This is a genomic window from Bacillus sp. FSL R7-0672 (assembly GCF_038601465.1).
Lineage (GTDB): Bacteria > Bacillota > Bacilli > Bacillales > Bacillaceae > Bacillus > Bacillus pumilus.
The window spans coordinates 1,365,100-1,377,784 of the sequence record NZ_CP152010.1; the positions used below are offsets into that span (position 1 = coordinate 1,365,100).

Below are 12,685 nucleotides of genomic sequence, written 5' to 3' on the forward strand. Positions count from 1 at the left end.
TTTTTGGCTTGTTTTTTTCTATTTAAATTTTCTTGCAACTATTGAATGCGGTACCAATTTTGCCGATATACAAAATAAGATACGAAAGTAGGATGTAGGGGTGATGAGATGTTTAAGAAACTTCAAGTGAGAATAGCTGTTTTTATCTCAGTTATTTTAATTTTAACCGTTGTGGCAGTTCAAGTGGGTTCCAACATAGTATTGACACCACTCATTGAACGGGATGCAAAAACGACTACAGCAGCAACAGCAGAAAGCATGAGAGATATTATTGCTCAAAAGCTTGATAATTACGGGGATACAATAAACAGACTGGCAACAAGTACACTGACAAAAGATTTTGCCCAAAAGCAAACAAAACAAACATTAACCTTTGAAAACGATGAACTAAAAGGCTTGCAGGAGCAGGATGAACTGATCTCACTTGCCTATATAGGAACAAGTGACGGCAAAATGTTTGCCTTCCCAGAATCTGATTTTGGCGAGGGATATGATCCAACAAAGAGAGATTGGTTTATTAATTCTGCTGAAAAGCCTGATGAAGTCATCTGGACAGATCCGTACATTGATAAAGCAACGAATGAAATGGTTGTCTCAGCCACCAAGGCAATTGTGCGAAATGGAAAAGTTGTTGGCGTCGCAGGACTTGATTTGAAGCTGTCTTCCATTCAATCATATATTAAGGAACAAAAGATTCCTTATATGGGAACTGCTTTCTTAGTTGATGGCAAAGGAACGATTTTGGCACATCCAACTGAGCAAGGAAAAAACATATCAAAAGTTGCTTCTGTAAAAAAAGCGATCGACAATTCCGGTATTGATGATAATAAAGAACTGACGGTCATTTCTAAAATCAAAGAGGCAGACTGGACAATAGGTGTCAGCTTTGAGAAAAAGAAACTGCTTTGGATCACAGAACAAATGAATCAGACGAGCATCATTATTTCAGTGATTGCCATTATTCTTGCGATCATTCTCAGTTTCTTATTAGCAAAAAGCATTACAACGCCAATCAAGCGTCTGATCGAGCATGTGCGTAAAGTATCTGAAGGTGATTTAACCAATTCACTTGAAACGAAATCTCAAGATGAGATTGGTATCCTCACAAAGAGCTTTAACCAAATGACTGAGGGAATCAGAGAGTTAATTGAAAAAGTGAAAGGGGCTTCAGACCAAGTAGTGACATCAACGGATGAAGTCACACAAATTTCAAATGAAACCTTGCTGTCGAGCGAACAGATTGCGACCGCCATTCAAGAGGTGGCAACAGGCGCGTCTAAACAGGCATCAGATGCAGAAACAATTAATGAGAAATCAGAGCAACTGTATGAGAAAGTGCGCCATATGGGTGAGCTTGCCACGCAAATGCAAACCAACTCAAAATCATCTGAAAATGCAAGCTATAAAGGGCTTGATGCACTTGGTGTGCTCGTTCAAAAATCAACACAAGCGAGCGAAGAATCGAAAAAGGTAGAGCAAATGCTGCTAGACCTTGAGCATAAAACGAAAAATATCGAAAACGTGGTGACAGCCATCTCTCAAATCTCGGATCAAACGAATTTACTTGCACTGAATGCAAGCATTGAAGCAGCGAGAGCTGGAGAAAGCGGACGAGGATTTGCTGTTGTTGCAGAAGAAGTCAGAAAGCTTGCTGAACAATCTGCGCAATCAACCAAACACATTAGTGAAACCGTCAAACTCATTCAAGATGAATCGAAGAAGGCGGCTGAAGCGATGACAGCAGCAAGCAAGATGAATGAGGAACAAGGTGACGCCATTAATGCAACAGGTGAGGCACTGAGCAGCATCACAATGGAAATGCAGGCACTTGTCGGTACAATTGACAGCATTCATACACAGATCAATGAAATGACAGAAGAACAGCAGAAGATGAGTGACTCTATTCAAAGCATTGCTGCAATTTCAGAAGAATCGGCGGCTTCAGCTGAGGAAGTGCATGCGTCTACAGATGAACAAGTCCAAGTTTTAGAAAGAACGAAAACCTCGACTGAAATGCTGAACGAATCAAGCAATGCATTACGTCAGGCAGTAGATCGGTTTAAGCTGTAATGAAGCGGAAAGGAACCTTGCGACGTGAGCAAGGTTCTTTTTGTATGATAAAATAAAGCAGAGGAGGTGTTGACATGAATGTCAATTTATCTGGAAAAAAAGCATTGGTCGCTGCAAGCAGTCAAGGTATCGGAAAAGCGATTGCCTTTGCTCTAGCAAAAGAGGGAGCAGATGTGATGCTTTCAGGAAGGCATGAGCACACGCTGAAAGAAACGGTGAAAGAATTATCTCCGCTTGTAAAAGGAAAGCTGACTTATCAAGTATGTGATGTGTCTGACGCGCAGCAAATCAAGGCGCTAGTTCAAGCGGCAGCTGGTGATGAGAAGTGTGTAGACATTCTTGTGAACAATACAGGCGGGCCTAAAACAGGGACGCTTGAAACCTTAACAGATGAAGACTGGATGGAATCATTTCAGCTTCATTTACTCAGCTATATTCGATTATTAAAAGAGGCCTTGCCTTATTTGAAAAAACACAGTGCACGCGTGTTAAACATTGCGTCTATGTCAGTAAAAGAACCGATCCCAGGCTTAATGCTGTCAAATACTTTTAGACCGGCTATTGCCGGCTGGACAAAAACAGCCGCTCAGGAGCTTGCAAAGGATGGTATTTTGATTAATACGTTAGCCCCAGGGAAAATTGAAACAGAGCGCGTCAAACAGCTAGATAAGCACCGCGCGCAGGTAGAGCACCAAACGGTTGAAGAAATCAAAGCACAGGCTGAACGTACGATTCCGCTTGGCCGTTATGGACAGCCAGAGGAATTTGCAGCATATGCAGCTTTTCTTTTATCTGAAGCCAATACATATATGACAGGTCAAACACTTATCATTGATGGTGGATTGACAAAGTCTCTTTAAGGAGGAACAAGTGATGACACAAATCAAAACAGTTGGTTTTATTGGAACTGGTGTAATGGGACGCAGTATGGCAGAACATTTAATGGATGCAGGTTATGAAGTTCTCGTTTATACAAGAACAAAAGCGAAAGCAGATGCACTCATTCAAAAAGGCGCATCATGGAAGCCGGAAGTGAAGGAAATTGCACAACATGCAGATGCTGTCATCACAATGGTAGGATATCCATCAGATGTAGAAGAAATCTATTTAGGTGAAGAGGGGCTTGTGGCACATGCTGCGCCTGGTACTTATCTGATAGATATGACGACATCGAAGCCTCAGCTGGCAAAAGAAATTGAAGTGAAAGCGAAAGAAAAAGGGCTGTTTGCATTAGATGCACCAGTTTCTGGCGGAGACGTAGGCGCAAAAAATGCAACGCTTGCGATCATGATTGGCGGAGAAAAATCAGCCTATGAAGCGTGTTTGCCCTTATTTGAGAAAATGGGCGAAAACATTCAATATCAAGGACCTGCAGGAAGCGGCCAGCATACCAAAATGTGTAACCAAATTGCGATTGCAGCAGGCATGGTAGGTGTCGCAGAGGCTATGGCCTATGCCGAAAAATCAGGACTTGATCCAGAGCACGTGCTCAAAAGCATCACAACGGGCGCGGCAGGAAGCTGGTCCTTGTCAAACCTTGCACCAAGAATGCTGAAAGGTGATTTCGAGCCAGGGTTCTACGTGAAGCATTTTATTAAAGATATGGGCATTGCACTTGAAGAAGCAGAGCTGATGGGAGAAGAAATGCCAGGACTCTCACTTGCAAAGTCACTTTATGAAAAGCTGAGTGAGCAGGGAGAAGAAAACAGCGGCACCCAAAGTATATATAAATTATGGATGAAATAAAAAATCTGTCCCATCTACGTGGGACAGATTGTAGCGTGTAAACAAACCCTCTCATTTTTTGAAGGTTTTCAATCACGCTAAAAAGAAGACAAATTGAAAACCTGCCCCAATGAGGGACAGGTTTTTTTGATATTATTTTCCAATAAATTGTTGCGTCCAGTAGTTGCCAGATTTCACATAACCAACACCGATATGTGTATAGTTTTTGTTTAAGATATTAGCTCTATGACCTTCACTGTTCATCCAAGCAGTCACCACTTCTTGAGGAGATCTTTGACCTTGGGCAATGTTTTCACCTGCTGTTTTGTAAGTGATACCGAATTTCTTCATTTGATCAAATGGAGATCCGTAAGTTGGGCTTGTATGAGAGAAATAGTTTTTATCTTTCATATCTTGAGATTTTGCGCGAGCAGATTTGCTTAGCTTTGAATCAACAGAAAGTGCTTTTAATCCTTGCTTTGCACGCTCTTTGTTTGTAAGCTCAACGACTTCTTTTTCAAAGGCATTCAAGCTGCTGTCTGCTTTTGCTGTCGTTGTGTCTTTTTGATCAGCTTTTGTATTGTTATTGTTGTTTGTATTTTGTTTTGCTGGCGCACTTGGTTTAGAAGCAGTAGGTTTTTTCACTGATTCTTGTTTTTGTTCATTTTTTGCTTTGTTTACTTCTTTCACCACTTTTGTGCCAGTGACAGGTTGACCGCTTTTAATCAGCTTGTTTAAAAGAGCTTCGATCTCTTTTTGATTCGACTTGCTTAGCTTGTTTACATCTGAAGAGATATGTAATTTTGTAGCTAATGTATGAAGATCAATGGTTTGATGCTGTACATGTATTACTTGTTTCAGGTTAAGCTCCTTCGCATCAGCTGAATGTCCCCCAGTGAATGTGATGAGTGCAGCAGCCGTTAGCGCTGAAAAAAAGAATGATTTCTTCTTCATATTGTAACTCCTCCTAAAATCTTTGTTTTGTTTTCTCACAGAAAATCATAACATGGACTTTTTGTTATAAACGTACCAGCATCCTCCATTGACAATGCCTGTTTGTCATTTTTGTTAAAGTCACAAAAAAACCCGCCTCATATCAAAGGATAGGGAATTCTTCCATTTAATGAAAACGACATAAACATACCAATATTTTAAAGTGTTAGTATATTTTTTTGCATAATAGGGATTGACAGCTTTTTTTCACTTGTTTCGCTGTAACAACTATTACAAAAGTGTTACAATAATGAGTGGTAATTGTAAAAGATTGAAAGGATGAGAGGAGCTACATAAGTGGGAGAGAAACAGCATCAAGGTGGTGCCGAGCAGAAAAAATTCAAGCGCCGGAACGCCTGGAGGATTAATCTCTTTTTCTTCGCTGTCTTTAGTTTGTTTGCTGTGCTTGTGATCAAGCTTGGTGTGCTGCAAATCGTCAATGGTGAGGATTATAAAAAGCAAGCAAACCGAACAGAGGTCAAAACAGCATCATACCCTTCTCCGAGAGGAAAAATGTATGACGCGAGAGGAAGAGTCGTCGTTGATAATGAAAGTGTACCTGCCATCGTTTATACATCAGAAAGCGGTGTGAAAGCGAAAGATAAGATTAAGGTAGCAAGGAAACTTGCAACTTATATAAAAATGGATACTGATTTTTTGAGAGAGCGTGACATTCGAGATTTTTGGCTGGCAAGCCATCCGAAAGAAGCGGATAAGCTCATTTCAAAAGCAGAGCAAAAGAATCTTAAAGCAAAAGATGTCTATCCGCTTCAAGTAGAGCGTGTGCCTAAGAAAGAAGTTAAGGCGATCGAAAAAGATGCAGAGGAAAAAGCAGTTGCAGCGATCTATCGTCGATTTACAGGCGGATATGCCTTTGAGCCTCAAATCGTGAAAGCAATGGACCCAAATGAAGAGAAAAAAGGGGACGAAAAAGTTGCTTTACTCGATGAAACAAAAGAGTCAAAGCAGACATCATCTGTGAGTTTGACCTATGAAGAGATTTCACTTGTGTCAGAGCATCTTGATGAACTGCCTGGTGTGAATGTCATCAATGATTGGACAAGAAAATATCCGTATGAGAAGACCCTTTATAATGTACTTGGCGGTGTGACCACACCAGAGCAAGGGATTATAAAAGAGCGTGAAGATTACTATATGGCAAGAGGCTACTCACGTAATGACCGAGTAGGGAAGAGCTATTTAGAGTATCAATACGAGGATTTTCTGAACCCGGAGAAAGCGACCGTTCAATATACTCAGGTTGGCGGGAAGCTGCTCGATGAAATCAAGCGGACAGAGGGACGAAGAGGACTTGATCTTGCACTGACATTTGATATGGAGCTGCAAAAGGAAGTCGACAAGATCGTCGAATCAGAGCTTAGATCCGCTAGTGCGAGAAACTATATGATGGACCGTGCATTTGTCGTGATGATGGACCCTAACACTGGGGATGTTCTTGCGATGTCTGGCAAGAAAATGGACGGCAGAGACGTCACTGATTATGCCATCGGAACATTTACGACCCAGTACGAAATGGGCTCTGTTGTCAAAGGAGCTACTGTCCTCTCTGGTTATCAAGACGGTATGTCGCACAACCAATCCTATATGGATACACCGCTCTATTTTGCAGGAAGTGGAAAGCCTAAGAAGTCTTACAACAATCTAGGATGGGTCAACGATCTGCGGGCACTCCAAAAAAGTTCGAACGTCTATATGTTTCATGTGGCGATGAGAATGGCAGGTATTAACTATCAAAAGAATGGTCCGTTACGAGCAAGACCTGAGCACTTGCAAAAAATGAGAAACTACTATGCGCAATTCGGTCTTGGTGTGAAAACAGGGATCGATTTGCCGCAGGAATCAAGCGGGATGCAGACACATCCGAAGACGGTCGGCGGACTTTTGCTCGATGAAGCAATTGGCCAGTATGACACGTATACACCGCTTCAAGTTGCCCAGTACATGTCGACGATCGCCAATGGAGGAAATCGCGTTCAGCCAAGAGTGGTGAAAAGCGTTCACCTTCCAACGAAGAAGAATGAAGTAGGCCCAGTCGTGAAAAAATATGAGCCGAAGGTGCTGAACACGATTAACAATTCAAAAGCAGATATTGACCGCGTCAAAATGGGGCTGAAAATGGTCACATCGACTGGCGGTACTGCCGCTGGCCGCTTTGGTCAGCATGATGTCGCAGGAAAAACAGGGACGGCCCAAACCTTTTACTATGGTGCTAACCGCAGCTGGTGGGGAAATGCCACGTACAATTTAACCTTTGGGGGATATTATCCATCGTCCAATCCGAAGGTGGCTTTTAGTGTCGTAACCCCTTATGTCTCAGACAAAGATTCCGTCATTAAAACCATCCCAAGTAAAATTATTGATAAGTACGTTGAATTACAAAAGAAATACGAAAAGCAGTAAACAGCAGAGAGCACAGCAAGAGAATGTGCTCTTTTTTGCTGAAAATATGGACGTTTCCCTCGATGACGGAAGGAAAATACGGGTTTTCTAGCGAATCTTTTTTATACATCAATCTAAGGACAACCCTAAAAAATGAAAAGGAGGGTCGGACGACGATGGAACAAAAAATGAAAGATTCGAATCAGCTTTATTCGAATATTGATTTACATGCCGTTCTTTCTTCTAATGGCCGCTTTCTCTACATTTCTTCTAGCTGTAAGCAGCTTTTGCTCTATGAACAAAAGGATTTACTAGGGTGTTTTTTGAAAGACTTTGTTCATACCGAAGATCAATTTCTCGTCGAGAGTTATTTCTACAATCAGCACATGCTAGAGATTTCCCACTTTAGGCTGCTTAGAAGTGACCTAACAGCTGTATGGATTGAAGCTAGTATTGATTTTGTTGCTTGTGATGAGTTAGACAGTGAATTAAGTAGAGAAATGATCCTAAAAATGAGGGTGCTGGACGCTGAACCGCAAAAAGCAGCATTTCAAACAACATCAGAAGTGTCAGAACAGTCGTTAGGCAGTCTGCCGGCTTTCCAACATGTCAGTGAAGCTGAACAATTGATTGCCATGCTGCCAAATCCGTTATGTATTACGATTTTAGGGGAAATTGTTTATGCGAATGATGTGATGCTTCAATTAATGGGGGTAAGTACAAGAGATGACATGATCGGCAAAACTGCATTTGACTTTATTGCTGAGGAGTACCATGACATTGTGAGAAGTCGAATTACAAGGCTGCAGCAAGGTCTTCCAGTCGGAATGATTGAACAGATTTGGAAACGGAAAGATGGAAGCAGCATTCATATCGAAGTGAAGTCATCACCAACGATCTATCAAAATCAGCGGGCAGAGCTTTTGCTATTAGTAGACATCTCATCCCGTAAAAAATTTCAAACCGTTCTGCAAAAAAGCCGTGAGCGGTATCAGCTGCTCATCCAAAACTCCATTGATACGATTGCGGTTATTCATGATCACAAATGGGTGTTTATGAATGAATCAGGCATTAAATTATTTGAAGCCGAGCATTACGATAAATTAATAGGAAAAGATATTTTCCATCAAATCCATTCATGTGACCAGCAAAAAGTGAAAAAAAGCATATCACGTATTATTGAAAGAGCATCAGATTCTGAGATTGTCACGATGAGCTGTCATACGTTTAAACACAAGCTGATTTATACAGAAATGGTGTGTATCCCAACTACATTTTTTGGAGAAACAGCCGTTCAAATTATTTTAAGAGATATATCCGAACGCAAGCAGACAGAAGAGCTCATGCTCCGATCTGAAAAATTATCGATCGCAGGCCAATTGGCTGCGGGCATTGCACATGAGATCAGAAACCCATTGACTGCCATCAAAGGATTTTTACAGCTCATTAAACCGCAAACAAAAGATCGGGATCAATATTTCGAGATTGTTTTCTCTGAACTGAGCCGGATAGAAATTATTTTAAGTGAGCTGCTCATGCTGGCAAAACCGCAGCAAACGGCATCGATGCAGACACTAGATTTGAAAAAAATCATCAGCGAAGTCACGGCTTTATTAGAAACACAAGCGAACTTAAATGGCATTTTAATGAATACTAGTGAGATAGAAGAGGGTCTCCTGATGAACGGGGATCAAAATCAGCTCAAGCAGGTGTTTATCAATTTAATCAAAAATGCCGTAGAATCCATGCCGGACGGAGGGAAGGTTGACATTACGGCCAAAGCAGAAAGAGATGGAATCCACGTTACCATTCGTGATGAAGGGGTCGGTATTCCTGAATCGGTCATGAAGCGAATAGGAGAGCCCTTTTTAACGACAAAGGAAAAAGGGACTGGACTTGGCCTTATGGTGACATTTAATATTTTAGAAAATCACAACGGCACGATCCGTGTGGATAGTCATCCCGAAAAGGGCACCGCATTTCACATCATGTTTCCTGCAAAATAAAAACAACGGCAGGAGAGCCGTTGTTTCAGTCTGTTAAATGAATGGAACGTTTTTCAAGAACGAATTGTTCTAGGCGGTCAAGTCCTTCTTTCAGTGTTTCAAGTGAATAAGCATAGGATAGACGCACATACCCCTCGCCGAGTGGAGAGAAAGCAGACCCTGGTACGACAGCGAGTCTTGTACTTTCTAACAGCTCCATACAAAAATCAAAGGAACTCATCCCAAACGATTCAATGGATGGAAAAATATAAAAAGCGCCAGAAGGCTTAATGACCGGAAGCCCCATAGAAATGAGCCGATCATATACATAATCGAGCCTTTTCTTATATTGCTCTCTCATGATGAGTGCATCATCCACACCATTTGTCACAGCTTCAAGTGCCGCCTTTTGTGAGACAGCCGAGGCACAAGACACGTTATATTGATGTACTTTTAATACATGTTTAGCAATGGGAGCTGAAGTAAATAAAAAGCCAATTCTCCAACCGGTCATGCTATGAGACTTAGACAGTCCGTTAATCACAATGGTCTGTTCCTTTAAGAAAGAAGCGATTGAATGATGCGGCCTGTCAAATGTCAGCTCGCTATAGATTTCATCGGATAAAATAAAGATGTCTTTTCCTTCAAGGAGCTGGGCAATCTCTTTCAATTCTTCTTCTGAAAGCGTGACACCAGTTGGGTTTGAAGGATAAGGAAGCACAACACACTTTGTCTTTTCCGTTAATGCATCCTCAATCAGCTTGGCATTTAATTTAAAGCCAGCATTCGTTGTGTCGATATGTACGGGCTTCCCGCCACACATTCGAATGATCGGTTCATAGCCAGGGTAGACAGGTCCAGGTAAAATCACTTCATCACCCTCTGACAAAATGGTTCGAAACGCAGCATCAATCGCTTGACTTGCACCTGTCGTCACAATGATTTCTGACTCTGCATCATAATCAAGGTTGACTTTCTTCTTGATGTAGTGCTGGATTGCTTGTCTTAGCTCTAGGAAACCAGCATTATGAGTGTACGAAGTAAAATTCTCGTCAATGGCTGCTTTTGCAGCTGTTTTGACATGATGCGGCGTATAAAAATCGGGCTGGCCTATCGTCAAAGAAACGACATCCTCATATGACGATACGAGATTTGAAAATGTTCGAATGCCTGAAATTTCAATATCCTTTACTCTTGGATTCAGCAAATGCTCCATTTCTCATCACCTTAAAAATTTATGTTTTTATCCTATTTTACCATTCACTGCATAAATGTCACCTGCGAAAGGCACTGGATATCATTATCTGTAGTCTATTCTCCTATTCATCACAGCATGAGTGATATATTGAAGAAAGAGCAACATTTATTATAGCGTAACCTCACGAGAAAATACAGGCTGCGGTGAACATGATTAGAAAACGTCACAACTGCGTAAACTGAAAGAACGTGAGAATCAGGGTCATGGGAATTGCTTTCATAGACATACGATCTCCTAAAGGAGGACGATAAATGGAACAATCAGCGAAGACATCAAAAATAGCGTTTCTATCCGTGATAAGTAACACATTTGTTGTCATCTTAAAAGTCATTGTAGGTCTGCTCACTGGATCTGTTGCGGTTTTATCAGAAGCCATTCATTCTTTTCTCGATTTAATGGCATCTTTTATTGCATTTATCTCTGTTCGTATTTCAAGAAAGCCAGCAGATTCTAAACATCCTTATGGACACGGAAAAGTCGAAAATATTTCTGGAACGATTGAGACCTTGCTGATTTTCGTTGCGGGCATTTGGATCATCTACGAATGTGTTCACAAACTAATGCATCCAGAGCCAGTCAAGCTGCCTGTGCTTGGAATTGTGGTGATGCTGATAGGCGCGCTCATCAATTTTATCGTATCGAAGGTTGTGAACAAAGAGGCAGAGCGAGTACATTCTGTCGCCATGAAATCGAATGCATTGCACCTGTTAACAGATGTGTATACGTCATTAGGGGTCGCATTCAGTTTATTGCTCGTCGCATTAACCGACTGGTATTTCTTAGATCCGATCATTGGAATGATACTTGCTCTCTTTATTATGCGTGAAGCATTTAAACTCATGAAAGAAGCCTTCCCGCCGCTCGTAGACGCCCGGCTAACGCCCGAGGAAGAACAATCGATCGAAGCAATCATTCAAGGATTCAGTCAAGAATTTATCGAATATCATGACTTTCGAACAAGACGATCCGGTGCAGAGGAATATATTGATTTTCATTTGATTGTAGATGGCAAGACAACGATTGAAGATGTTCATCAATTATGTGATCGAATTGAAGAGAAGATTTCGCAAGAATTTCCGCATGCACAAATCTTTATTCATGTAGAACCTGAAAGTGAAAGGACTTCACAAACGTAAAAAAGGCGATCAACCAACTTAGGTTGTATCGCCTTTTTTTACGCTTCATCTATGAAATGAAATCAATATCCATAAGCAGTATCGTAATCTTCATACCAAGAGATATAAGCTGCGTCATCATTTGACAAATCATGCTTCATGTCTAAAAAATCAGCTTCGCAAATATCTTCAATCACAGTCATTTCATTGTTCTTTAATAGTACGACAGTTCCCATCATGAACACCTTTCTTTAAAAAATCCTTGACTATTGTACCATGTGAAGAACGATTGTCAACAGCAGAATGGAAACAAGACGAAAATATCACAAAATGTTAAAAAATCAGGAGGTAAAAGAACTAGAAATGCCATGATTTTCACAAATTTTCAGTATTTATTCACATAAATCATTGAGGATGAACTGATCTGAAATATATGTAAAAGTGTAAAGTTACATTGATCTTGCGATATTCATAAGATATAATAACGAATGATTATAAGAAATTTATAGAAAACATACATAATAAAGGAGAAATAGGATGGAAACAAACATAACAGAACCACACATTCAAGAAAAGAAGCATCCTGAGCTAGCAGGCGTAGGCTATCGTTTTCTTGCACACCTTTTGGATGGTATCATCATCGGCGTACCATATTCTTTTATCATGTTTATTTTGGCAACACTCTTTTTTGTCTCAAGTCCAGAGGCAGCCTTGATGATGGATGACGACAGCTATTACTATTCAACAACCGTGATGACAGATGAAGAATGGGCAGTGATTATGGGACTTATCTTTTTCTATATAGGAGCGATCTTGATCGGTATCGTGGTGACATGGCTTTATTACGCCATTATGGAATCAACAAAACTGCAAGGAACGCTTGGTAAGATGGCTCTTGGGATTAAAGTGACAAGAGTAACGGGCGAAAAAGTGACATTCGGCCGTGCAACAGGCCGCTTCTTTGCAAAAGGCTTTTTGTCTCCAATCTTATATATTGGCTACATCATTGCCTTTTTCACAGAGAAAAAACAAGCACTTCACGATTTAATTGCAAGTACCATTGTTGTGAAGAAATAATGAAAAAAAGCACCTCTGCTCAATCGTAAGAGGTGCTTTTTATATAGATTGCTTGTATGGAA

General features: G+C 40.9%; 10 protein-coding genes. 7 read left to right on the top strand and 3 right to left on the bottom strand.

Going from position 1 to position 12,685, the window contains the following annotated elements; translation table 11 throughout:
* The first annotated feature begins 108 nt into the window (after positions 1-108).
* From MKY18_RS06715 to MKY18_RS06725, 3 genes are all read left to right on the top strand, one after another.
* Positions 109-2,070, top strand: coding sequence for a methyl-accepting chemotaxis protein (locus MKY18_RS06715; protein WP_126741512.1), 1,962 nt, complete (start codon positions 109-111; stop codon positions 2,068-2,070).
* 74 nt (positions 2,071-2,144) lie between these two features.
* Positions 2,145-2,930, top strand: a complete 786-nt coding sequence (locus MKY18_RS06720; RefSeq protein ID WP_217012924.1) for an SDR family oxidoreductase — start codon at positions 2,145-2,147, stop codon at positions 2,928-2,930.
* A 13-nt stretch (positions 2,931-2,943) separates the two neighbouring features.
* Positions 2,944-3,816, top strand: coding sequence for an NAD(P)-dependent oxidoreductase (locus tag MKY18_RS06725; protein ID WP_065097172.1), 873 nt, complete (start codon positions 2,944-2,946; stop codon positions 3,814-3,816).
* 132 nt (positions 3,817-3,948) lie between these two features.
* On the opposite strand, the gene MKY18_RS06730 is transcribed toward MKY18_RS06725, so the two are convergent.
* Positions 3,949-4,749 carry a CAP domain-containing protein gene (locus MKY18_RS06730; RefSeq protein ID WP_044139808.1) on the bottom strand — a complete coding sequence of 267 codons (801 nt, stop codon included), beginning with the start codon at positions 4,747-4,749 and terminating at the stop codon, positions 3,949-3,951.
* Between the two features lie 336 nt (positions 4,750-5,085).
* Here MKY18_RS06730 and MKY18_RS06735 point away from each other — a divergent pair, with 336 nt between their 5' ends.
* Together MKY18_RS06735 and MKY18_RS06740 are read left to right on the top strand one after the other, a co-directional pair.
* Positions 5,086-7,209, top strand: coding sequence for a penicillin-binding protein 2 (locus MKY18_RS06735; RefSeq protein ID WP_185106956.1), 2,124 nt, complete (start codon positions 5,086-5,088; stop codon positions 7,207-7,209).
* A gap of 155 nt (positions 7,210-7,364) precedes the next feature.
* Positions 7,365-9,194: a PAS domain-containing sensor histidine kinase gene (locus MKY18_RS06740; protein ID WP_065097174.1), complete on the top strand. Its 1,830-nt coding sequence runs from the start codon at positions 7,365-7,367 to the stop codon at positions 9,192-9,194.
* Between the two features lie 25 nt (positions 9,195-9,219).
* On the opposite strand, the gene MKY18_RS06745 is transcribed toward MKY18_RS06740, so the two are convergent.
* The gene (locus tag MKY18_RS06745; RefSeq protein ID WP_113767601.1) at positions 9,220-10,389 is read right to left on the bottom strand and encodes an aminotransferase A; all 1,170 of its coding nucleotides are present in this window, start codon (positions 10,387-10,389) and stop codon (positions 9,220-9,222) included.
* Positions 10,390-10,682: 293 nt separating this feature from the next.
* On the opposite strand from MKY18_RS06745, the gene MKY18_RS06750 reads away from it, so the two are divergent.
* Positions 10,683-11,567 carry a cation diffusion facilitator family transporter gene (locus MKY18_RS06750; protein ID WP_185106953.1) on the top strand — a complete coding sequence of 295 codons (885 nt, stop codon included), beginning with the start codon at positions 10,683-10,685 and terminating at the stop codon, positions 11,565-11,567.
* Between the two features lie 62 nt (positions 11,568-11,629).
* Here the strand turns inward: MKY18_RS06750 and MKY18_RS06755 are convergent, their stop codons facing one another.
* Complete coding sequence (locus tag MKY18_RS06755) at positions 11,630-11,782, bottom strand: hypothetical protein (RefSeq protein ID WP_162839369.1); 153 nt, start codon at positions 11,780-11,782, stop codon at positions 11,630-11,632.
* A 301-nt stretch (positions 11,783-12,083) separates the two neighbouring features.
* On the opposite strand from MKY18_RS06755, the gene MKY18_RS06760 reads away from it, so the two are divergent.
* Positions 12,084-12,623, top strand: a complete 540-nt coding sequence (locus tag MKY18_RS06760; RefSeq protein WP_065097176.1) for an RDD family protein — start codon at positions 12,084-12,086, stop codon at positions 12,621-12,623.
* Positions 12,624-12,685 lie beyond the last annotated feature (62 nt).

Excerpts from the sequence above, each read along its gene's own strand:
- MKY18_RS06715 (WP_126741512.1), top strand. The coding sequence starts at position 109 with ATGTTTAAGAAACTTCAAGTGAGAATAGCTGTTTTTATCTCAGTTATT.
- MKY18_RS06720 (WP_217012924.1), top strand. The coding sequence starts at position 2,145 with ATGAATGTCAATTTATCTGGAAAAAAAGCATTGGTCGCTGCAAGCAGT.
- MKY18_RS06725 (WP_065097172.1), top strand. The coding sequence starts at position 2,944 with ATGACACAAATCAAAACAGTTGGTTTTATTGGAACTGGTGTAATGGGA.
- MKY18_RS06730 (WP_044139808.1), bottom strand. The coding sequence starts at position 4,749 with ATGAAGAAGAAATCATTCTTTTTTTCAGCGCTAACGGCTGCTGCACTC.
- MKY18_RS06740 (WP_065097174.1), top strand. The coding sequence starts at position 7,365 with ATGGAACAAAAAATGAAAGATTCGAATCAGCTTTATTCGAATATTGAT.
- MKY18_RS06745 (WP_113767601.1), bottom strand. The coding sequence starts at position 10,389 with ATGGAGCATTTGCTGAATCCAAGAGTAAAGGATATTGAAATTTCAGGC.
- MKY18_RS06750 (WP_185106953.1), top strand. The coding sequence starts at position 10,683 with ATGGAACAATCAGCGAAGACATCAAAAATAGCGTTTCTATCCGTGATA.
- MKY18_RS06755 (WP_162839369.1), bottom strand. The coding sequence starts at position 11,782 with ATGGGAACTGTCGTACTATTAAAGAACAATGAAATGACTGTGATTGAA.
- MKY18_RS06760 (WP_065097176.1), top strand. The coding sequence starts at position 12,084 with ATGGAAACAAACATAACAGAACCACACATTCAAGAAAAGAAGCATCCT.